18 protein-coding genes are annotated in these 21,911 nt (G+C 70.2%); 3 read left to right on the plus strand and 15 right to left on the minus strand.

Annotated elements, in window-relative coordinates:
- Window positions 1-15: 15 nt before the first annotated feature.
- The 3 genes from ACFYYF_RS27755 to ACFYYF_RS27765 all read right to left on the minus strand — a co-directional run bounded on the left by ACFYYF_RS27755 (window position 16) and on the right by ACFYYF_RS27765 (window position 2,423).
- Window positions 16-864 (minus strand): RNA polymerase sigma factor SigF, encoded by an 849-nt coding sequence (locus ACFYYF_RS27755; protein WP_361686894.1) that lies wholly within the window; start codon window positions 862-864, stop codon window positions 16-18.
- A 197-nt stretch (window positions 865-1,061) separates the two neighbouring features.
- Window positions 1,062-1,361: a SpoIIE family protein phosphatase gene (locus tag ACFYYF_RS27760; protein WP_388780282.1), complete on the minus strand. Its 300-nt coding sequence runs from the start codon at window positions 1,359-1,361 to the stop codon at window positions 1,062-1,064.
- Between the two features lie 615 nt (window positions 1,362-1,976).
- Complete coding sequence (locus tag ACFYYF_RS27765; RefSeq protein WP_388780284.1) at window positions 1,977-2,423, minus strand: MarR family winged helix-turn-helix transcriptional regulator; 447 nt, start codon at window positions 2,421-2,423, stop codon at window positions 1,977-1,979.
- A gap of 109 nt (window positions 2,424-2,532) precedes the next feature.
- Here ACFYYF_RS27765 and ACFYYF_RS27770 point away from each other — a divergent pair, with 109 nt between their 5' ends.
- Window positions 2,533-3,462, plus strand: coding sequence for an alpha/beta hydrolase (locus ACFYYF_RS27770; protein WP_388780286.1), 930 nt, complete (start codon window positions 2,533-2,535; stop codon window positions 3,460-3,462).
- Window positions 3,463-3,486: 24 nt separating this feature from the next.
- Window positions 3,487-3,639 (plus strand): hypothetical protein, encoded by a 153-nt coding sequence (locus tag ACFYYF_RS27775; RefSeq protein ID WP_388780288.1) that lies wholly within the window; start codon window positions 3,487-3,489, stop codon window positions 3,637-3,639.
- Between the two features lie 15 nt (window positions 3,640-3,654).
- Here the strand turns inward: ACFYYF_RS27775 and ACFYYF_RS27780 are convergent, their stop codons facing one another.
- The 3 genes from ACFYYF_RS27780 to ACFYYF_RS27790 all read right to left on the minus strand — a co-directional run bounded on the left by ACFYYF_RS27780 (window position 3,655) and on the right by ACFYYF_RS27790 (window position 9,108).
- Window positions 3,655-5,019 carry a protein kinase gene (locus ACFYYF_RS27780; protein ID WP_388780290.1) on the minus strand — a complete coding sequence of 455 codons (1,365 nt, stop codon included), beginning with the start codon at window positions 5,017-5,019 and terminating at the stop codon, window positions 3,655-3,657.
- A 220-nt stretch (window positions 5,020-5,239) separates the two neighbouring features.
- Window positions 5,240-7,210, minus strand: a complete 1,971-nt coding sequence (locus ACFYYF_RS27785; RefSeq protein ID WP_388780292.1) for a TIGR03960 family B12-binding radical SAM protein — start codon at window positions 7,208-7,210, stop codon at window positions 5,240-5,242.
- Between the two features lie 386 nt (window positions 7,211-7,596).
- On the minus strand, window positions 7,597-9,108 hold the full coding sequence (locus ACFYYF_RS27790; protein ID WP_388780294.1) for a CHAD domain-containing protein: 1,512 nt from the start codon (window positions 9,106-9,108) through the stop codon (window positions 7,597-7,599).
- A gap of 87 nt (window positions 9,109-9,195) precedes the next feature.
- On the opposite strand from ACFYYF_RS27790, the gene ACFYYF_RS27795 reads away from it, so the two are divergent.
- Window positions 9,196-9,339 (plus strand): hypothetical protein, encoded by a 144-nt coding sequence (locus ACFYYF_RS27795; RefSeq protein ID WP_388780296.1) that lies wholly within the window; start codon window positions 9,196-9,198, stop codon window positions 9,337-9,339.
- Here ACFYYF_RS27795 and rodA read toward each other — a convergent pair.
- From rodA to ACFYYF_RS27840, 9 genes are all read right to left on the minus strand, one after another.
- Window positions 9,336-10,532, minus strand: a complete 1,197-nt coding sequence (rodA, locus tag ACFYYF_RS27800; protein ID WP_361694197.1) for a rod shape-determining protein RodA — start codon at window positions 10,530-10,532, stop codon at window positions 9,336-9,338. The two genes, ACFYYF_RS27795 and rodA, sit on opposite strands and share 4 nt — an antisense overlap.
- A 34-nt stretch (window positions 10,533-10,566) precedes the next feature.
- Entirely contained in the window at window positions 10,567-12,825 is a 2,259-nt protein-coding gene (gene mrdA / locus ACFYYF_RS27805; protein ID WP_388780299.1) for a penicillin-binding protein 2, read from the minus strand.
- Window positions 12,826-12,965: 140 nt separating this feature from the next.
- On the minus strand, window positions 12,966-13,637 hold the full coding sequence (gene mreD / locus ACFYYF_RS27810; protein WP_361694193.1) for a rod shape-determining protein MreD: 672 nt from the start codon (window positions 13,635-13,637) through the stop codon (window positions 12,966-12,968).
- A gap of 19 nt (window positions 13,638-13,656) precedes the next feature.
- The gene (gene mreC, locus ACFYYF_RS27815) at window positions 13,657-14,595 is read right to left on the minus strand and encodes a rod shape-determining protein MreC (RefSeq protein WP_361694191.1); all 939 of its coding nucleotides are present in this window, start codon (window positions 14,593-14,595) and stop codon (window positions 13,657-13,659) included.
- A 217-nt stretch (window positions 14,596-14,812) separates the two neighbouring features.
- Complete coding sequence (locus tag ACFYYF_RS27820) at window positions 14,813-15,832, minus strand: rod shape-determining protein (RefSeq protein WP_103551380.1); 1,020 nt, start codon at window positions 15,830-15,832, stop codon at window positions 14,813-14,815.
- 441 nt (window positions 15,833-16,273) lie between these two features.
- The gene (gene ndk, locus ACFYYF_RS27825) at window positions 16,274-16,687 is read right to left on the minus strand and encodes a nucleoside-diphosphate kinase (protein WP_108999420.1); all 414 of its coding nucleotides are present in this window, start codon (window positions 16,685-16,687) and stop codon (window positions 16,274-16,276) included.
- A 360-nt stretch (window positions 16,688-17,047) separates the two neighbouring features.
- Window positions 17,048-17,407, minus strand: a complete 360-nt coding sequence (locus ACFYYF_RS27830; RefSeq protein WP_361694188.1) for a DUF4233 domain-containing protein — start codon at window positions 17,405-17,407, stop codon at window positions 17,048-17,050.
- Window positions 17,408-17,412: 5 nt separating this feature from the next.
- The gene (locus ACFYYF_RS27835) at window positions 17,413-18,951 is read right to left on the minus strand and encodes a folylpolyglutamate synthase/dihydrofolate synthase family protein (protein ID WP_361694186.1); all 1,539 of its coding nucleotides are present in this window, start codon (window positions 18,949-18,951) and stop codon (window positions 17,413-17,415) included.
- A 331-nt stretch (window positions 18,952-19,282) separates the two neighbouring features.
- Window positions 19,283-21,907, minus strand: coding sequence for a valine--tRNA ligase (locus ACFYYF_RS27840; protein WP_388780304.1), 2,625 nt, complete (start codon window positions 21,905-21,907; stop codon window positions 19,283-19,285).
- Window positions 21,908-21,911 lie beyond the last annotated feature (4 nt).

The following is a 21,911-nucleotide window of genomic DNA, read 5'->3' on the forward strand; positions in this document are numbered from 1 at the left end:
GGGCGGCGGACGGGATCAGCCGGTGGCCGCCATCCCCTGGCGCAGCTTGGCGAGGGTGCGGGAGAGCAGACGCGAGACGTGCATCTGCGAGACGCCGAGGTGTTCGCCGATCTGGGCCTGGGTGAGCTCGTCGACGAACCGCATGTGGATGATGCGGCGTTCCCGCTCGTCCAACTGTGTGATCAGCGGGGCCAGCGCGTGGAAGTCCTCGACGAGTTCGAGGGCGTTGTCCTCCGTGCCGATGAAGTCGGCCAGCGCGCTCTCGCCGTCGTTGTTCGTGCTGATGGCCGCGTCGAGGGAGCTCGAGTTGTAGCCGTTGGAGGCGAGGCGTGCCTCGTTGACCTCCTCCTCGGTCAGGCACATCAGCTCGGAGAGTTCCTTGACCGTGGGGGTGCGGCCGAGCCGGCTCCGCAGTTCCTCGGTGGCCTTGGCGAGCTGGACGCGGGCCTCCTGCAGACGGCGGGGCACGTGCACGGCCCAGGATGTGTCGCGGAAGAACCGCTTGATCTCGCCGACGATGTAGGGCACCGCGAAGGAGGTGAACTCGACCTCGCGGGTGAGCTCGAACCGGTCGATCGCCTTGATCAGTCCGATCGTGCCGACCTGGACGATGTCCTCCATCTCGTCCGCGCCGCGGCTGCGGAAGCGGGCCGCGGCGAAGCGGACCAGGGAGATGTTCATCTCGATCAGCGTGTTGCGGGCGTACTGGTACTCCGCCGTGCCCTCTTCGAGGACGGCGAGCTGGTCGAAGAACAGCCTGGACATCTGACGGGCGTCCTTGGGAGCCACCTGAGACGGGTCCGCTATCTCCGGCAGCGCCGTCGTGCGCGCCTCGGTCACCTGGGTCACCTCGGTCACCGTCATCTCAGGTCCCTCCCCTGTGTCGTAGCCCCTGTACCGGTGCTCTCGGCGCCCGGCGTGAGTGCGTGTACCCACGTTCGAGGCAGGCATGCCACGCAATCCCGGGACGGATTCCGCGGACCCCGGACGGTCGCCCCGACCGTGAGCATCTGCCGGCCTGCGCCCCGCCCCCTCCGGGCGCTCCCGGCCGGGGCGGCGGCTCAGGCCTCCGGAACGACGCGAAGAAGCATGAGGACGGTGTCGTCGATGGCGTGGCCCCGGGAGTGTTCGGACGCCTCCTGCCAGAGCCGGTCGAGCGTCCTGGCCGCATCGGCGCCGGAGGTGGCCGCCAGGGCGCGCCGGAGACTGTCCTCACCGAACAGGGGACCCCGACCGCCGTCGCGCGCCTCGGTGATGCCGTCCGTGTAGAGGAGTACGGCGTCACCGGGACGCAAGTGGAAGACGGTCTCGCCGAACTGGTCGCGGCCAGAGCCGGTGTCCAGCAGTCCCGAGGCCGCCACGGCTGCCAGCCGTGCGGGATCGAAGACCGCCTGGGCAGTTCTCTCGCCGGAGGGGCGGCTTCCTTCGCCATCATGTGTCGTTCTCTGCCTTCCCCGCGGCGGACGCCCGCACCCTGCCCGGACGTCCGGGTGCCAAGTGACCTGACGCGGAGACTGGACGGCCCCTCGTGCCCCTGCCCAGAGCTGTGGTGCGGCACGGCTCTCGCGGCGCGCGCCCACCCTCCGGACACGACCGTGCCCGCCCGGAGGACTGGAACGGGGCGGGCCGTGGATCGTCGCCGAAGGTGCGGGCGTGGTCAGCGACGGCGCAGCAGCATGACGACCGCGACGACGATGATGACGAGGACGACGGTACCCAGGCTTATGTACACGGGTTTCTCTCTCCGTTCGGGGGACGGCACCCGGCGGTGCCGCAGAGTGCCGAGTGCCCTCGTCCGAGCCACATAGCCCCCCCGCGGAGTGTTTCTGTTGCCCGGTCACCCCTGGCCGCCCCGGACATCGAATCCGTCTACGTGGGGAACGCGGCCCCTGTGCTCACGGACCGGGGTTGCCCCTCAGCGTGTTCGCCGGTCTCCTGTGAGCGTGCGTCAGGACCGTGGCCGTGACGATGTCCCGTCATTCCGGCCGGCCGTGGGGGCCCGCCTCGAGGGTTGCGCGAAGGCCGGCCAGGGTCGAGCCGATACGGGCCAGTTCGTCGGGCGGAACCGAACCGGTCAGCGCGCCGAGTTCGCTCTCGACGATGGGGCGGGACGCGGACAACCGCTCCTCGCCCGCGGATGTGAGACGAAGGACGGACGAGCGACGGTCCTGGGGGTGCGCGACCCGCAGGCACCAGCCCGCGGCCACCAGCCGGTCGACCGCCTTGCTGACGGCTCCCACGGTGATCGCCAGTTCGCCGACGATGTCGAGCACGCGGCACCCGGGCACGCGGTCGATGATCTCCAGAAACTCGAACTGCCCCAGCCCCAGCCCTTGTTCGGCGCGCAGCCGGGCGCTCACCGCGTTGTAGAGCCGGGTCTCGACGCGGACCAGATCGATGAAGATCGGGGTGATGTGGCTCACATTGGCCTTCCAGTAGATTCCTGGGAATCATATTCCTTGGAATCCGGTTGAGGCGGGCAGGTGGATTCCCAGGAATCCATCCTCGCACCCCGACCCATGGAGGCCCCACATGTCCCGACAGCAGCGCGAGGCCCTGGACGCCCTGCTCCGTTCCGCCCCTCGCAGCGAGAAGCCCCCCACTCCCGAGGAGCAGCGCAGCGGTTTCGCCGCGGCCCTCACCCGCCCCGCGCCAAAGGACGTGGCCACCCGCAGGACCGTCCTGGGCGGGCGTCCGGCCCTGGAGCTGGAGCCGGCCGGAGCCTCCGGCCGCGGCCGGCTGCTCTACCTCCACGGCGGCGGCTACGTCGTCGGCTCACCGGACACCCACGCGGGGCTGGTCGGTGAACTGGCCCGCCGCGCCGGGCTGCGCGCGACGTCGGTGGACTACCGGCTGGCGCCCGAGCACCCGTTCCCCGCGGCTCTCGACGACGGACTCGCGGCCTATCGCGAGCTGCTGGCGTCGGGCACCGACCCACGGGACCTCGTCATGGCCGGTGACTCCGCCGGAGGCGGTTTGAGCCTCGCCACGCTGCTGGCCGCCCGGGAGGCCGGGCTGCCGCTGCCGGCCGCGGTGGTCTTCTTCTCCCCCTGGGTCGACCTCACCCTCGCCGGGGACAGCATCCGTTCCAAGGAGGGCGCCGATCCCATTTTCACAGCGGCCGCCGTGCGCGCCTGCGCCGATCTCTACGTCGGCTCGGGCGACCGGGCGCAGCCCCTGGCCAGCCCGCTGTTCGCCGACCTCACCGGACTGCCCCCGCTCCTCGTGCAGGTGGGGGCGAACGAGGTACTTCTCGACGACGCGGTCCGCCTGGCCGGCCGCGCGGGCGCCGACGGCGTCGAGGTCACACTCGAGGTCGGCCCCGGCCTCCCCCACGTCTTCCAGCACCACTACGGCCGCCTCGACGAGGCGGACGCCGCACTCGACCGCGCCGCCCGCTTCCTCACCACCCACCTGAGCGCCGCCCACCCGGACCCCGACCACCTCGAACCGGTCCACTGACACCGCCCCGGCGACCTCACCGTGATGCCGGCGACAGCCGCACCAGCCCCGTCGCCGACATCACGGGTTCACCTCGCACAGAACCTCGCCGCGGCCGACCTCACGCTGACCGCCGACGACCTCGCCCGTATCACCGGGATCGCACCCGACGGCGGACTCGGCGGACGCCTGCGCTGACGCCCACGCCTCGCGTCACTCCCGGTGAGGCTTGCCCTTTTTTCCGGCTCGGCCTTCCCCGCCCGCAGCCCGCTCCTGGGCAGGTGTTCGCTGCTGGGGCCGGAGTTCTCGTCCCGGCCCCTTGTCACCTTCTCCGGCGTGATGGCCTCTGTCACCGGCCGGTTCCGACCGTAGGAACCGAGCCGGGGGCGGCGTCGGCGAGGTCGGGGTCGAGTCCTCGGCCGCTACGGCGACTGCGGGTACCGGCTCTCCCGTCCGGGCAGGCGGGGCAGCGCTGTTCGCGGCCTCGTGCTCCCTGCTTCCGGCGGACGTCGAGACCTTCTGGGGAGTGGACGGGATCGCGGATGCGCCCCGCTCGGCCGAGGCCTCGGAGCTCCACGTCGGCACGGTCATCCCAAGTGCTGCCGCGGCGACCATCGTTCCGGCCGCGGCGAGCGTCAACCTGCGATGCCGGGAAAGCGATCGGCCGCCTTCGCGACGGGTGCCGCACCCGGAGCTGGACTGCCCGCCGTCCGGCAGGACGCCTGCCCTCCTCGAAGCACCGGCGGCTTCCCCGCTCCGCTGCAACCCCGACAGGATCGCCCCGCAGATCTGCGCGTCGGGCCGGTCCGCCGCCTCGATCGCGGTCATGGAGTCCAGGAGGTGGCGCAGTTCCGCCGGCAGCCGTCCGGGTATCCGGGGCGCCCGGTGCAGCCGGGCGACCGCGGACTCCAACGGGGCGCCCTCGTACTCCAGTCGACCCGTGAGGCATTCCAGCAGGACGAGACCGAGTGCGTAGACATCGGCCTTCTGCTCGACGCGACGGCCGGTGACCTGCTCGGGGGCCAGGTACGCGGCGGTTCCCACGAGGGCGCCCCCCTGCGTGGACGCCGTGGCGTCGAGCGCCCGGGAGATGCCGAAGTCGGTCAGGTAGGGGTGGTTCTGAGCGTCCAGCAGAATGTTGGACGGCTTGATGTCACGGTGCAGGATTCCCGCCTGGTGCACATGCCCGAGGGCCTCGGCCAGCCGGATCCCGAGCTCGACCAGAGCGGGAACGTCCATGGTTGTCTCGGCGATGCGCTTGCGCAGGGTGCGGCCCTCGACCAGTTGCATGACGAGGAACGCCTGCCCGTCGTGGCGGCCGACGTCGAAGACGGTGACCAGTCCCGGATGGTGGAGGCGGGCCAGTACGAGGGCTTCGTCCTCGAACCGGTCCTTCAGGCCCGTGCCGCTCCCGGGCCGGAAGACCTTGACCGCCACCGGACGCCCGAGCCGCAGGTCCGTGCCACGGTAGACGTCCGCGGCACCGCCGGCCCCCAGGTGTTCCCCCAGCTCGTACCGTCCGGCGAGCCTGGATGCCTGCGAGGGATCAGGGGACCGGGCGTCGGCAGGGGCCGTCATTTCTCTCCCAGGGGCGCGGCAGCACGATTGCCGTACGGCAATGTTGTCACCTCGCGTACCCGGGAACCGCGCCTCCTATCTGATGAAAACAGGCGGCTTGCCGCCATCCACCACGGACTTGCGACGGAGCGAGCGTCACCCCCGTCCACGACGCCGACCCCACTCCACCTCGGAAACGAATGTGCAACGAGGTCTCGGGACCGACCCGGCGGCGGGGTGGTCAGTGAGAGTGACCGCTCGCCGCTGGCGTGGGACCCGCGTTCTTCACCGCCAGTGGCAGGAGCTTCTGGCCGGTCGGGCCGATTTGGATCCTGGTGTCCATCTGCGGGCACACGCCGCAGTCGAAGCACGGGGTCCAGCGGCAGTCCTCGACCTCTGTCTCGTCGAGGGAGTCCTGCCAGTCCTCCCACAGCCAGTCCTTGTCGAGGCCCGAGTCCAGGTGGTCCCAGGGGAGGACCTCCTCGTAGGTGCGCTCGCGGGTGGTGTACCAGTCGACGTCGACGCCGAAGGGGGCGAGCGCCTTGTCGGCGCAGGCCATCCAGCGGTCGTACGAGAAGTGCTCGCGCCAGCCGTCGAAGCGGCCGCCGTCCTCGTACACCGCGCGGATGACGGAGCCGATGCGACGGTCACCGCGGGACAGCAGGCCCTCGACGATGCCGGGCTTGCCGTCGTGGTAGCGGAAGCCGATCGAGCGGCCGTACTTCTTGTCGCCGCGGATCTTGTCGCGCAGCTTCGTGAGGCGGGCGTCCGTGTCCTCGGCGGAGAGCTGCGGCGCCCACTGGAAGGGGGTGTGCGGCTTGGGGACGAAGCCGCCGATGGACACCGTGCAGCGGATGTCGTTCTGGCCGGAGACCTTGCGGCCCTCGGCGATCACGTTCATCGCCATGTCGGCGATCTGCATGACGTCCTCGTCCGTCTCCGTCGGCAGGCCGCACATGAAGTACAGCTTCACCTGGCGCCAGCCGTTGCCGTAGGCGGTGGAGACGGTCCGGATCAGGTCCTCTTCCGAGACCATCTTGTTGATGACCTTGCGCATGCGCTCGGAGCCGCCCTCGGGGGCGAAGGTCAGGCCCGAGCGCCGGCCGTTGCGGGTCAGCTCGTTCGCCAGGTCGACGTTGAAGGCGTCCACGCGGGTGGAGGGCAGGGAGAGGCCGATCTTGTCTTCCTCGTACCGGTCCGCGAGGCCCTTGGCGATGTCGCCGATCTCGGAGTGGTCGGCGGAGGACAGGGAGAGGAGGCCGACCTCCTCGAAGCCCGTCGCCTTCAGGCCCTTCTCCACCATCTCGCCGATACCCGTGATGGAGCGCTCGCGCACCGGGCGGGTGATCATGCCCGCCTGGCAGAAGCGGCAGCCGCGCGTGCAGCCGCGGAAGATCTCCACGGACATCCGCTCGTGGACCGTCTCGGCGAGCGGGACCAGCGGCTGCTTGGGGTAGGGCCACTCGTCGAGATCCATGACCGTGTGCTTGGACACGCGCCACGGGACGCCCGACTTGTTCGGGACCACACGGCCGATCCGGCCGTCGGGGAGGTACTCGACGTCGTAGAAGGCGGGGATGTAGACGCTGCCCGTCTTCGCGAGGCGGAACAGGACCTCCTCGCGGCCTCCGGGACGGCCCTCCGCCTTCCAGGCGCGGATGATCTCCGTCATGTCGAGCACGGCCTGCTCGCCGTCACCGATGATCGCCGCGTCGATGAAGTCGGCGATCGGCTCGGGGTTGAAGGCCGCGTGGCCGCCCGCGAGGACGATCGGGTCGTCGATCGTGCGGTTCTTCGACTCCAGGGGGATGCCGGCCAGGTCCAGGGCCGTGAGCATGTTGGTGTAGCCCAGCTCCGTGGAGAAGGACAGGCCGAACACGTCGAAGGCCTTCACCGGTCGGTGGCTGTCCACGGTGAACTGCGGGACCCGGTGCTCGCGCATCAGTTCCTCGAGGTCCGGCCAGACGCTGTAGGTGCGCTCGGCGAGCACGCCCTCGCGCTCGTTCAGTACCTCGTAGAGGATCATGACGCCCTGGTTGGGCAGGCCGACCTCGTAGGCGTCGGGGTACATCAGGGCCCAGCGGACGTCACAGGCGTCCCAGGGCTTGACCGTGGAGTTGAGCTCTCCGCCGACGTACTGGATCGGCTTCTGCACATGCGGGAGCAGAGCTTCGAGCTGTGGGAAGACCGACACGGCGGTTTCGGCAGGCATCTCGCGAACCTTCGTGAGCTGATGGTGGGGGTGACCATCTAGCGTAACGCGACCGGAGGGGCCCGCCGCACCGCCGAGGAAATCCGGGCGCCCACCGCCAAGGGCCGCCCCATGAATCCGGGCGCCCGCCACCCAGGGACCACCCCATGAATCCGGGCGTCGACCACGGCATGCAGCGTCGAAAGAATCCAGGCGCCGGGCGCCCCCGCAGCACCGGACGACTCCAGGTGCCGGGCGCCGCCCCAGACACCGCCGAACGAACCCGGGCACCCGGGCCCCCGGCGCCGCCTCACGAACCCGGCCACCGGCCGCCCCCGGCACCCCCGAACGAACCCGGCCACCGGGTGGGCACTCCGGCACCGCCCGACGAACCGCCCGCTGCCCCCTCAGACCGCCGTCTGTGCCGCGATCTTCTCCCAGGCCCCCGGCAGGGCCGCCTCCGCCGCCGCGGCGCGCTGTTCCTCGCGGCCGTACAGCACCCCGTACGTGAACGAGCTCTCCCCCGCCGCGTGGGCCAGGGCGGCCAGTTCCCGCAGGGCCTCCCTGGTCATCACGCTGTCCTGGTGGTCGCCGAGGAGGCTCTGCAGGGACTTCATCGACTTGACCAGGCCGGCGGCCGGTGCGCCCAGGGCCGGGGCCGCGGCCTCGGCGGCGTACCGCGTGCGCTTGGCCTTCTTGCGGGCCTCGTGCATCGCGTGGTCGCGGTCGGCGCCCGGTGGCCGGTCGAGGGCCTGCCCGACGAGGTCGGAGACCTTCCCGAAGTCCTTGCGGACGGCTTTGGCGACGACCTTCGCGGGGTCGCCGCCGGCCGCCTTGAGCAGCGGCGGGTCGGTCACTAGCGCTTCGAGGTCGGTCAGCAGGGCCAGGTACCGCTTGCCGTCCAGGACGGCGATCAGGCGGCGCCGGGAGCCGCCGTGGCGGGCGTGCGCCCAGGTGCGCAGCCGGGTGCGGACAGGTCCGGAGACCAGGGTGCGGGGCAGCTCGCCGAGGGATGCGGTGAGCCGCTCGGTGAGGACCTCCTGGTCGCGGTCGACGCCGAGCTCACCGGCCAGCCATTTCAGCTCGACGCCGATCGGGTCGGTGACCGCGCGGTCGAGGATCTTCCCGTACGAGCGGAAGGTGCTGCGCATCCGGCGGGTGGCGACCCGCAGGCTGTGCACGGAGTCGGGGAGGTCGCGGCGCACGGCGGGATCGAGTTCGACGATGGCGTCGTACTGGGCGCGGAGGTAGGCGAGGACGTGGTCGCCCGCGGTGACCGGGGCCTTCTCGGGAGCGGGCTTCTTGGGGCGCTTGCCGGTCGTGTCGAGTGCTCTGGCCAGTTTGGAGGCGGAGGCGGAGCGGCTCAGGCCGGCCTTGCGGAGCTTCTTCTCGACCTTGTCGAGGAAGGCGGGGTCGCCGTCGTCGGCGAGTTCCACCTCGATCTCGGTCCAGGCGGCGGTGCCCTTGCCGCCGCCGAGCCGGTCCGCGCGGACGCGGTCGAGGCTGACCTCGGCGAGCAGGGCGCCGGAGTCGTCGACGAGGTGGCGGACGTCACGGGCGGAGCGCAGGCGTACGAGCGGGACGAGTTCGGTGTCGCGTACGCGGGAGCGGACGAGGCCGGCGATGGCGCGGGGCACGGTGTCGGAGAGGGGGGCGCGGATCTCGTCGCGCACGCCCTCGGAGACGGGGAGTTTCAGGTGCCAGCCGGCGTCGTCGCCGCCGGTGCGACGGCGCAGGGTGAGGGAGGCGGCGGCCAGGCGCTGGTCGGGGGTGTCGTAGTAGGTGGCGTCGAGTTCGGCGACCCCTTTGTCGACGACGCCCGCGACGCCCGGGACGCCGGTCAGGTCGGGCAGTTCTGTGCCGCCCTCGGCAGCCGGACCTTCGTACTTACGCTCGATCTCGCGCTTCGTGTCCGCCATGAACTGAATCTAGACGCGTTTGAGGGCTGAGGGCAGTACCCAATCGGCCCCGGCTCGGCCGGAGGGCGTCTTTTCCCGTTGGGCCGGGTGTCACCTCGTGTTCTCCGAGGCGCCACGCGGCGTCCGGCCGACGGGCCGCCGCAGCTGCCACTGCGGCTGCGGCTGCGGCTGCGGCTGCGGCTGCGGCTGCGGCTGCGGCTGCGGCTGCGGCTGCGGCGTGACCCTCGCTAGGCCGACATCGGGCGCTGCACCCTGATCGACTGCAGGAGGCCGATCGCGACCCAGACCGCGAACATGGATGACCCTCCGTAGGACACGAACGGGAGGGGCAGACCGGCGACCGGCATGATCCCGAGGGTCATGCCGATGTTCTCGAAGGACTGGAACGCGAACCAGGCGATGATCCCGGCGGCGACGATCGTGCCGTACAGCTCGGTCGTCTCGCGGGCGATGCGGCAGGCGCGCCAGAGGATGATCCCGAGGAGCAGCAGGATCAGGCCCGCGCCCACGAAGCCCAGTTCCTCGCCGGCGACGGTGAAGACGAAGTCCGTCTGCTGCTCGGGGACGAACTGGCCGGTGGTCTGCGAGCCGTGGCCGAGGCCGGTGCCGAAGAGGCCGCCGGAACCGATGGCGATTCGGGCCTGGTTGGTGTTGTAGCCGACGCCCGCCGGGTCGAGGTCGGGGTTGGCGAAGGCCGCGAAGCGGTTGATCTGGTACTCGTCGAGGACGTGGAGGCGCCAGGCGGCGACCGCGCCGAGGGCGCCCGCGCCGATGAGGCCGAACACCCAGCGGTTGGAGGCGCCGGAGGAGAGCAGGACGCCGAGCACGATGACGACGGCGACCATGATCGTGCCGAGGTCGGGCATGAGCAGCACGATCGCCATGGGAACGGCCGCGAGACCCAGTGCCTGGACGACCGTGCGGTGGTCGGGGTACTGCTTGTCGCCCGCGTCCACCCGTGTGGCCAGCAGCATCGCCATGCCCAGGATGATCGTGATCTTGATGAACTCGGCGGGCTGGAGCGACAGTCCGCCGGCGACGAGCCAGTTGCGCTGGCCGTTGATCGTCTCGCCGAGCGGGGTCAGCACCAGAAGGATCATGAACACCGAGATGCCGTACAGGATCGGGACGGCCGTGCGCAGGGTGCGGTGGCCGAGCCAGATCGTGCCGATCATCAGGGCGAAGCCGATGCCGGTGTTCATCACGTGGCGGACGAGGAAGAAGTACGGGTCGCCCTGGTTGATCTCGGTGCGGTTGCGGGTCGCCGAGTAGACGAGGGCCGAACCGATCGCCGAGAGCGCGACGGCCGACAGCAGTATCGGCCAGTCGAGCCTGCGGGTGATCGAGTCGCGGGCGAGCAGCCGTGTCCAGCCCGCGCGCTCGGGTCCGTACCGGGAGACGGAGAAGTTGTTGGCTCCGGTCATGTCAGGATCCTCAGCACCTTGGTCGCCGCCCTCGTCATGTCAGGATCCTCTTCCTCCGGCCCTTCTGCGGGCGGGCCGTGCGCCTTCGGGTGACGCGGTTGGTGGTGTTGGGCGAGGCGGTGGTGCCGGCGGGCTGGTCCGGGTCCGTGGCGGTGTCCTTGGGGGCCTGGCTGGCCTGCTGGTCCTTGGCCGGGTCCTTGGAGATACGGCCGGACGCGATCGTGCCGTCGGTCTGGATCTTCGGCAGACCCTTCTGCGGGGTCGGCAGGAGGGCGTTCTTCTTGTCGATGCTGCCGTCGGCGGAGACGCCGTAGAGCGCGTTGTAGATCTTGCGCACGGCCTCACCGGACGCTCCCGAACCCGTACCGGCCTGGGAGATCGTCATGATGATCGAGTAGTCCTTGGAGTACGTGGCGAGCCAGGACGTCGTCTGCTTGCCGTAGACCTCGGCGGTACCGGTCTTGGCGTGCAGCGGGATCTTGTCCTGCGGCCAGCCGCCGAACTTCCAGGCGGCGGTACCGCGGGTGACGACGCCCGCGAAGGCCTCGTTCATGCCCTTGAGGGTCGCCTTGCTGACCGGCAGCCTGCCATTGGTCTTCGGCTTGATCTCCTGGACGGTCTTGCCGTCGGCGCTCACGATCGCCTTGCCGATGGTCGGCTCGTACAGGGTGCCGCCGTTGGAGACCGCGGAGTAGATGGCGGCTTCCTGGATCGGGGTGACGAGGGTGTCACCCTGACCGATGGAGTAGTTGATCGAGTCGCCCTCGCGCATCTTGTTGCCCTCGAGGCAGTTCTCGTACTCGATCTGCTGGACGTAGGTGCCGCCCTTCTTGCCGCTCTTGCACCAGGCGTCCTTGTTGGCCTTCCAGTAGTTCTGCTTCCACTCGCGGTCCGGGACGCGGCCGGTGACCTCGTTCGGGAGGTCGATGCCGGTCGTCTTGCCGAGTCCGAACTGGTGGGCCGTCTTGTAGAAGAAGTCCTTGGGCTTCTTCTTCGGGTTGATGCCGCCGTCCTTCTTCCACTCGTTGTCGGCGAGTCCGTAGAAGACGGTGTCGCAGGAGACCTCAAGCGCCCGGCCGAGGGAGATCGGGCCGAAGCTCTCCCCCTCGAAGTTCTTGAAGACCTGACTGCCGACGGAGTACGAGCTGGTGCACGGGTAGCGCCCGTTGAACGGGTATCCGGCCTGGACCGCGGCGGCGGTGGAGATCACCTTGAACGTCGATCCGGGCGCCGACTGACCCTGTATGGCGCGGTTCAGGAGCGGGTAGTTCGACTTCTTGCCGGTGAGCGCGGTGTAGTCCTTGCCGGAGATGCCGCCGACCCAGGCGTTCGGGTCGTACGTCGGGGCGGACGCCATGGCGACCACGCGGCCGGTCTTGGCCTCCATGACCACGACAGCGCCGGAGTCGGCCTTGTAGTTCTCGCCGGTGATCTTGTCGAACTGGGTCCGGGCGACCTTCATCGCGTAGTCCAGCTCGTACTCGGCGACGCGCTGGACGCGGGCGTCGATGCTGGTGACGAGGTTGGCGCCGGGTTCGGCCTTGTCGCTCTTGGCCTTGCCGATGACCCGGCCGAGGTTGTCGACCTCGTAGCGGGTGACGCCGGCCTTGCCGCGCAGGGCCTTGTCGTACTGGCGCTCCAGGCCGGAGCGGCCGACCTGGTCGGAGCGCAGGTAGGGCGAGTCGGTGTCCTTGGCCTTGGTGATCTCGTCGTCGGTGACGGGCGAGAGGTAGCCGAGCACCTGCGCGGTGTTGGCCTTGCCGGGGGCCGCATACCGGCGCACGGCCTCCGGCTCGGCGGTGATGCCGGGGAAGTCCTCGGAGCGCTCGCGGATCTGCAGGGCCTGGCGCGCGGTGGCCTTGTCGGTGATCGGGATCGGCTGGTACGGCGAGCCGTTCCAGCACGGCTGCGGCGTCTTGGCGTCGCAGAGGCGGACCTTCTGGATGACGTCCTTGGGCTTGAGGCCGAGCACGCCGGCGAGCTTGGTGAGGACGGCCTTGCCGTCGTCCGCCATCTTCATCAGGTCGGTGCGCGAGGCGGAGACCACGAGCCGGGTCTCGTTGTCGGCGATCGGCACGCCGCGCGCGTCGAGGATCGAGCCGCGCACGGCGGGCTGGACGACCTGCTGGACGTGGTTGCCGGAGGCTTCCTTGGCGTACTCGTTGCCGTTGCGGATCTGGAGGAACCAGAGGCGTCCGCCGAGGGTGCCGAGGAGGGAGAGTACGAGAATCTGGATGACGACGAGCCGGATCTGGACCCGTGGGGTCCGGCCGGTCTCCGGGATGTTGGTCACTGCTGCTGCCTCCCCCTCTCAGTGTGTGTACGAGTCATACGAGTACACGGCGAACCTGTGCGTGGTGACACCGCGGCCGGTCAAGTCCCGTGACACGCGGGACGCTTGAGCCGGCCGGCGGACGGGTCGCGTCGCTGCCGTCACAGCCGCTTGACCCCCTTGATGCGTCCGGCGCGGGCGACCCGCGCCTTGGCCGCCTTCACGCGCAGTCCGCTGCGCTGGCTGCCGATGCGCAGGCCGGTGCCGGTGGACAGCCAGCCAGAGGAGACGTCGGCCGCCTTGGAGGCCGAACCTCCGTCGGCGAGCGGATCGTTCTCGGCCCGCCGTGCCAGTGCCATCAGCACCGGCACGACGAAGGGCGCGAGCAGCAGGTCGTAGAGGGCGGCCGTGATGAGCAGGCTGCTGAGCCCCACATGACGGGCGGCGGTGTCGCCGACGAGGGCGCCGACGCCCGCGTAGAGCACCGTGGAGCCGATCGCCGCGGCGACCACCACGACCATGGGCCCGGTGGCCGACTTGAGTCTGCCGTTCTCCGGCTTGGCGAGGCCGGCGAGATAGCCGACGACGCAGAGCACGAGGGCGTAGCGTCCGGCGGCGTGGTCGGCGGGCGGGGCGAGGTCGGAGAGCAGACCCGCGCCGAAGCCGATGAGCGCGCCGCCGACATGGCCGTAGACCAGGGCGAGGGCGAGGACGGTCAGCAGCACCAGGTCGGGTACGGCGCCCGGGAGATGCAGACGGGCGAGGACGCTCACCTGGATCACCAGGGCGACGACCACCAGGGTGACGGAGAGCAGCATCCGGTTGAAACGCATGGGATTCGGCTCCTCCTGATTACTGCTGCTGGCCGAGGTCGGTGGCGCTCGCCGAGGGGGTGACCGTCACGGTCACGGTCGGCGTGGGCGTCGGTTTGGGTTTGCGGGGCAGCACGGTGTCGCGCGGGTCGCTCTTGGGGGCCGCGACGACCACACCGACGATGTCGAGCTTGGTGAACGAGACGAACGGCGTCACGTAGATCGTGCGGGTCAGGTCGCCGCCGGAGGGGTCGACCCGGGAGACGACGCCGACGGGGACGCCGGGCACGAAGGGCTTGTCGGACTGCGAGCCGAAGGTGACCAGCCGGTCGCCCTTCTTGATCTTCGCCTTGGCGTTGAGGAGTTCGACGCGCAGCGGGCGGTCGCCCTGCCCGGAGGCGAAGCCGAGTTCGTCGGTGGACTCCATGCGGGTGCCGACGGTGAAGTCGGGGTCGTTGGCGAGGAGGACGGTCGCGGTGTCGGGGCCGACGGTGGTGACCCGGCCGACCAGTCCGTCGCCGTTCAGGACGGTCATGTCGCGCTGGATGCCGTCGTTGGCGCCGACGTCGATGGTGACGGTCCAGGAGAAGCCCTGGGCGGCCCCTATGGCGATCACCTCGGCGCCCTTGATGCCGTACTGGCCCTCACCCGCCACCTTGATCATGTTGTCGAGCTGCTTGAGGCGGCTGCGGTTGCGGTCGTCGCTGCCGAGCTTCGCCTTCAAGGCCGCGTTGTCGTGCTCAAGTTGGGCGATGCGGTCGTGCCGTTCGCCCGAGTCGCGGACCGCGGAGATCGCGTTGCCGACGGGGTCGACCGCGGAGGCCACCCCGTTCTCGATCGGGCCGAAGACCGTCGCGGCGGCCTGGCGGGCACCGTCGACCGGTGAGTCCTGCCCGCCGCGGATGTCCACCGTGATCAGTGCGAACGCGATGGCGATCAGCAGCACCAGGAGCAGCCGGCTCTCTCGTGTGTCCCTCACGTGCGGCGGCCGTGCCTTCCTCGTCGTATTGGGTCAACAGGTGCGCGCCCTGGGCGAAAAGGATGCCCACGGTGCGATGAGGCTGGGGTGGGGGGGTGAGACGGGGTGGCTGTTATGGAGGAGTTTATGACTCTATGTCGCAGGAGTTTATGCCTCCATACCAACGATCCGCCGCACGAGAAGGGGTGATCTCGTACGGCGGAATCGAAGTGTTACGTCATCTGCGGGGCTGGGCGTCCAGAACCTGCTGGAGCGCCTCGAACTCCTCGACACACTTGCCCGAGCCGAGCGCCACGCTGTCGAGCGGGTCCTCGGCGATGTGGATCGGCATGCCGGTCTCGCGGCGCAGCCGTTCGTCCAGGCCGCGCAGCAGGGCTCCGCCGCCGGTCAGGACGATGCCCCGGTCCATCACGTCGCCGGAGAGCTCGGGCGGGCACTTGTCGAGCGTCGTCTTCACGGCGTCGACGATCGCGTTGACCGGCTCCTCGATCGCCTTGCGGACCTCCGCGGCGGAGATGACGACGGTCTTGGGCAGACCGGAGACCAGGTCCCGGCCGCGGATCTCGGTGTGTTCGTCGGTGTCGAGGTCGTACGCGGAGCCGATCGTGATCTTGATCTGCTCGGCCGTCCGCTCACCGAGGAGGAGGCTGTACTCCTTCTTGATGTGCTGGATGATCGCGTTGTCCAGCTCGTCGCCCGCGACGCGGATGGACTGGGCGGTCACGATGCCGCCGAGCGAGATGACCGCGACCTCCGTGGTGCCGCCGCCGATGTCCACCACCATGTTGCCCGTGGCCTCGTGGACCGGCAGGCCGGCGCCGATGGCCGCGGCCATGGGCTCCTCGATGATGTGCACCTGGCGGGCGCCGGCCTGGGACGACGCCTCGATGACGGCACGGCGCTCGACGCCCGTGATGCCGGAGGGCACACAGACGACGACACGGGGGCGGGCGAGATAACGCCGCTTGTGGATCTTCAGGATGAAGTAGCGGAGCATGCGCTCGGTGATCTCGAAGTCGGCGATGACGCCGTCCTTCAGGGGGCGCACGGCGACGATGTTGCCCGGCGTCCGCCCGATCATCTTCTTGGCTTCCGCGCCCACCGCGAGGATCCCGCCGGTGTTGGTGTTGATCGCGACGACGGACGGCTCGTTGAGAACGATCCCTCGACCCCTGACGTACACCAGCGTGTTGGCGGTCCCGAGGTCGACAGCCATGTCACGGCCGATGAACGACATTGAGTTCCCCATCAGGATTCGTCTGGCCTTCCCAAAGCGAACGTTGACGGCTTTTTAGGGACGGCGCGAGGTTGGTGCAGCGACGTGAACGCTTCCATCGTAGACGCGCCTGCACGAACACTGCGCGAGGGTCTTGGCCATTGTCGGCAGATGGCGGAGCGACTCGCTTGTGGAGACGGGCCATCGGGGTCACGCGTTCCCCCGATCAGCGCGCATATGCCACGGGACGGCCGGATTTTTCACGGCCGTCCCAGGTCAGACTGTCGCAACCACACTGACGCAGTCTCAGAAAATTCTTTGAAAAAATGTACTGCGCGGCGCGTTCGGAGATCGTCCGGGCGGCCCCGCCGAGGCCGCCCGCGACCTCGGACACGACCGTCCGTACGCCCGACGGTGACCGTCCGTGCGCGCGGTCGCGGCGCCGTGCCGTCGTCCGTACGCTCAGGCGCGGCCGGGGAAGAAGATCTTCACCTCGCGCTCGGCGGACTCCTCGGAGTCGGAGGCGTGGATCAGGTTCTCGCGCACGATCACGCCGAAGTCGCCGCGGATGGAACCGGGGGCGGCGGCGATCGGGTCGGTCGGGCCGGCCAGGGCGCGCACGCCCTCGATGACCCGCTCGCCCTCGACGATCAGGGCCACGACCGGGCCGGATGCCATGAACGCCACCAGCGGCTCGTAGAAGGGCTTGCCCTTGTGCTCGCCGTAGTGCTGCTCGAGCGTGTCCTGGTCCAGGGTCCGCAGCTCCAGCGCGGTGATCTGCCAGCCGGCCTTGCGCTCGATGCGGCTGATGATCTCGCCGGTCAGGCCGCGACGGACGGCGTCGGGCTTGAGAAGGACGAGGGTGCGCTGGCTCACGGGAAAGCTCCTTCGGGTCACACGGGTGCGGATGACCGAGGCTACAGGGCGTGTCCTGGTCGCTGTCACACAGCGTCAGGTGGTACGGGCCCGCGCCTCCGCGCGCCGGTGCCGTGCGCTTTCACGCCCCCACCCGGCCGGGCCGCCGCGCGCTTTCAGCCCCACCGGACGTCATCGGCCGGGCCGCCGGGCGGTTGAGCCGGGCCGCCGCCGGTTGAGCCGGCCCGCCGGCCGGTGAGCCGGGCCGCCTTCCGGTCGAGCCGGATTGCGACCGACCCGGCCAGGTCGCGGCCGGTCAGGTCGCCGCCGGCAAGGTCGCCGCCGGCCAGGTCGCGGCCGGTCAGGCCGGGGTGCCTTCGGCTAGGCCGGGTTGCCGTCGGGCTCGGTCCGGGCCTGGGCGGCGAACCTGGCCTTGGCCTCGTCGATCTTCCGGCCGTAGTGGACCGAGGCCCACCACAGGGCGGCGAAGGCCGCGCCCAGGATGAACATCGAGGGCACGAAGAACCCGCCGGCGATCAGCAGGATCTGCAGCGCCCAGCCGAGCTGGACACCGCCGGGCCGCGTGATCATGCCGCACAGCAGCACGCTCAGCGCCATCAGGACCCCGCAGACCGTCCAGACCGTGGCCGTGGACAGGTCGGGGTCCTTCATGGCGACGAGCCCGGCGAAGCCGATGACGAAGAACTCGCCGATCAGCGTGGAAGCACAGAGCGTACGCACGAGAGTCAGCCCCTCCCCAGGAGCAGTCGGGCCTCGCCGACCGTGATGACGGATCCGGTGACCAGCACTCCCCCGCCCGCGTACTCGCCCTCTTCCTCGGCGAGCGTGATCGCGGCCTCCAGGGCGTCGTCGAGCCGCGGCTCGACCTGCACCCGGTCCTCGCCGAAGACCTCGACGGCGATCCCGGCGAGTTCGTCCGCGTCCATCGCGCGATGGCTGGAGTTCTGGGTGACGACGACCTCCGCGAAGATCGGCTCGAAGGCCTCGAGCACCCCCCGCACGTTCTTGTCGCCGCTCGCGCCGACGACGCCGATCAGCCGGCTGAAGTCGAAGACCTCGCTCACCGCCTCGGCGGTGGCGCGGGCGCCCGCGGGGTTGTGCGCGGCGTCGAGCACCACGGTGGGCGAGCGGCGCACGATCTCCAGGCGGCCGGGCGAGGTGACCGAGGCGAACGCCTTGCGCACGGTGTCGATGTCGAGCCGCTGGGCGTGCGCCGAGCCGACGCCGAAGAACGCCTCGACCGCGGCGAGCGCCACGGCGGCGTTGTGCGCCTGGTAGGCGCCGTGCAACGGCAGGAAGACCTCCTCGTACTCCCCGCCGAGGCCGCGCAGCGTGAGGAGCTGCCCGCCGACCGCGATCTGCCGTGACACGACGCCGAATTCGAGGCCCTCGCGGGCCACCGTCGCGTCGACCTCGACGGCCTTCTTCAGCAGCACCTGGGCCGCGTCGACCGGCTGCTGGGCGAGGATGACGGTGGCGTCCTGCTTGACGATGCCGGCCTTCTCGCCGGCGATCTCGGCGTGCGTCTCACCGAGCCGGTCGGTGTGGTCGAGGTCGATGGGGGTCACCACGGCGACGTCCCCGTCGATCACGTTCGTGGCGTCCCAGCTGCCGCCCATGCCGACCTCGACGACGGCGACGTCCACGGGCGCGTCCGCGAAGGCGGCGTACGCCATGGCGGTGAGCACCTCGAAGAAGGACAGCCGGTACTCCTGCTGCCCGTCGACCATCTCGACGTAGGGCTTGATGTCGTTGTACGTCTCGACGAAGCGCTCGGCGGGCAGCGGCGCCCCGTCCAGGCTGATGCGCTCGGTGATCGACTGCACGTGGGGGCTGGTGTAGCGGCCGGTGCGCAGGTCGAAGGCGCCGAGCAGGGCCTCGATCATGCGGGCGGTGGAGGTCTTGCCGTTGGTGCCCGTGATGTGGATCGAGGGGTACGCGCGCTGCGGTTCCCCGAGGACGTCCATCAGCGCGGCGATCCTGCTGACGGACGGCTCCAGCTTGGTCTCGCCCCAGCGGGTGGCGAGCTCGGTCTCCACCTCGCGCAGTGCCTTGTCGACCTCGGGGTCGGTGGGCCGCGCGGGTACGTCGGCCTGCGGACCGCCGCCGCCCTGGGTGCGCAGGGTGCGGCTGCCGGCCTCGATCACCGCGAGGTCGGGGTCGCGCTCGGTCTCGTTCGCCACGATCTCGTCGAAGAGGCCGTGCGGGTCACGGTCCTGCGGCTCGTCGGAGGCGCTGCTGTCGTGCGGGGGGAGGTCACTCACGGGGCCAGTCTACGGAGGTGGCGGGGGTGTGGGGGCGTGTGGGGCCGCGTGGGGTTTTTCGCCCCCTCCGCCCCTGCCCGTCCCGTACCCGGGGCGCCGCCCCGGACCCCGCTCCTCAATCGCCGGAGGGGCTGAACTTTTCCCCGCCGGGGAGTTCCAGCCCGTCCGGCGATTGAGGACGAGGCCGTCCAGGCCGAAGCGGGGGTCTGGGGGCGGCAGCCCCCAGGGACGGGACGGGCAGGGGCGGAGGGGGCGAAGAGGGTCTGTCGTGTACGGCGGAAGGCCCCCGGAACTGAATGGTTCCGGGGGCCTTCCGCTGCGTCGGGGCAGGTTACGCCTGCGGCAGCCGCTCCAGCTGGGTCTGGATACGGGCGATGTCCTCGTCCGCCTTGGCGAGCCGCCCGCGGATCTTGTCCACGACGTTGTCCGGCGCCTTGGCGAGGAACGCCTCGTTGCCGAGCTTGGCGTTCGCCTGGGCCTTCTCCTTCTCGGCGGCGGCCAGGTCCTTGGCGAGACGCTTGCGCTCCGCGGCGACGTCGATCGTGCCCGACAGGTCGAGCGCGACCGTGGCCCCCGCGACCGGCAGGGTCGCCGTGGCCGAGAAGCCCTCGCCCTCCGGCTGGAGCCGCAGGAGCTGGCGGATGGCCGCCTCGTGCGGGGCCAGCGCGGTCCCGTCGAGGACCAGCCGGGCCGGGACCCGCTGACCGGGCTGGAGACCCTGGTCGTTGCGGAAGCGGCGGACCTCGGTGATCACCGACTGGAGGGACTCGATCTCCCGCTCGGCCGCGGTGTCGCGGAACCCGCTGTCCTGGGGCCAGTCGGCGATGACGACGGACTCGCCACCCGTGAGGGTGGTCCAGAGCGTGTCGGTGACGAACGGGACGATCGGGTGGAGGAGGCGGAGCGTGACGTCCAGGACCTCGCCGAGGACCCGGCCGGAGACCTTCGCGGGCTCGCCGCCCGCCATGAACGTGGTCTTGGACAGCTCGACGTACCAGTCGAAGACCTCGTCCCACGCGAAGTGGAACAGCGCGTCCGACAGCTTGGCGAACTGGAAGTCCTCGTACAGGGCGTCGACTTCGGCGACCGTGGCGTTCAGCCGGGACAGGATCCAGCGGTCGGTGGCCGACAGCTCCTCGGCGGCCGGGAGTTCGCCCTCGACCGTCGCGCCGTTCATCAGCGCGAAGCGCGTGGCGTTCCAGATCTTGTTGGCGAAGTTGCGCGAGCCCTGGACCCAGTCCTCGCCGATCGGCACGTCGACGCCCGGGTTGGCGCCGCGCGCGAGGGTGAACCGCAGGGCGTCACTGCCGTACTTGTCCATCCAGTCCAGCGGGTTGACCGCGTTCCCGAAGGACTTGGACATCTTCTTGCCGAACTGGTCGCGGACCATGCCGTGCAGGGCGATGGTGTGGAACGGCGGGGTGCCGTCCATCGCGTACAGGCCGAACATCATCATCCGGGCGACCCAGAAGAAGAGGATGTCGTAGCCGGTGACCAGGACGGAGTTCGGGTAGAACTTCGCGAGGCTCTCGGTCTGTTCGGGCCAGCCGAGCGTGGAGAAGGGCCACAGGCCGGAGGAGAACCAGGTGTCGAGGACGTCGGTGTCCTGGTGCCAGCCCTCGCCCGTCGGGGCCACGTCGTCGGGTCCGACGCAGACGATCTCGCCGTTCGGCCCGTACCAGACGGGGATCCGGTGGCCCCACCACAACTGCCGCGAGATGCACCAGTCGTGGAGGTTGTCGACCCAGTCGAAGTACCGCTTCTCCATCTCCTGCGGGTGGATCTTGACCCGGCCGTCGCGGACGGCGTCGCCCGCGGCCTTCGCCAGCGGGCCGACCTTGACCCACCACTGCATGGACAGGCGCGGCTCGATGGTGGTCTTGCAGCGCGAGCAGTGTCCGACGGAGTGGCTGTAGGGCCGCTTCTCGGCGACGATCCGGCCTTCGGCGCGCAGGGCGCCGACGATGGCGGAACGGGCCTCGAGCCGGTCCAGGCCCTGGAAGGGGCCGGGGACCGTGATGACCGCGTGCTCGTCCATGACGGCGATGTTGGGCAGGCCGTGGCGCTGCCCGATCTCGAAGTCGTTCGGGTCGTGAGCGGGCGTCACCTTGACGGCGCCGGTGCCGAACTCGGGGTCGACGTGCTCGTCCGCGACGACCGGGATGGAACGGTCGGTCAGCGGCAGCCTGATGAGCTTGCCGACGAGGTGCTTGTAGCGCTCGTCGCCCGGGTGGACGGCGACCGCGGTGTCGCCGAGCATCGTCTCGGCACGGGTGGTGGCGACGACGATGGACTCGTCCCCCTCCCCGTACTTCATCGAGACCAGCTCGCCGTCGTCGTCCTGGTACTCGACCTCGATGTCGGAGATGGCGGTCAGACAGCGCGGGCACCAGTTGATGATGCGCTCGGCGCGGTAGATCAGCTCGTCGTCGTAGAGCTTCTTGAAGATGGTCTGGACGGACTGGGACAGGCCCTCGTCCATGGTGAAGCGCTCACGCGACCAGGCGACGCCGTCGCCGAGGCGACGCATCTGCCCGGAGATCTGCCCGCCGGACTCGGCCTTCCACTGCCAGACGCGCTCGACGAACGCCTCCCGGCCGAGGTCGTGCCGGGACTTGCCCTCCTTGCCGAGCTCACGCTCGACGACGTTCTGGGTGGCGATGCCCGCGTGGTCCATGCCGGGCTGCCACAGCGTCTCGAAGCCCTGCATGCGCTTGCGGCGCGTGAGGGCGTCGATGAGGGTGTGCTCGAAGGCGTGGCCGAGGTGCAGGCTGCCGGTGACGTTCGGCGGCGGGATGACCACCGTGAACGGAGGCTTGTCGCTCTTCGCGTCCGCCTCGAAGTAGCCACGCTCTACCCAGCGCTCGTACAGCGGCCCCTCTACATCGGCCGGCGCGTACTGGGTCGGCAGTTCGGTGTTGGGCTCTGATGGCTGCTGATGAGCGTTCTCGGTCACGGGA

This window comes from Streptomyces sp. NPDC001914 (genome assembly GCF_042891215.1).
Lineage (GTDB): Bacteria > Actinomycetota > Actinomycetes > Streptomycetales > Streptomycetaceae > Streptomyces.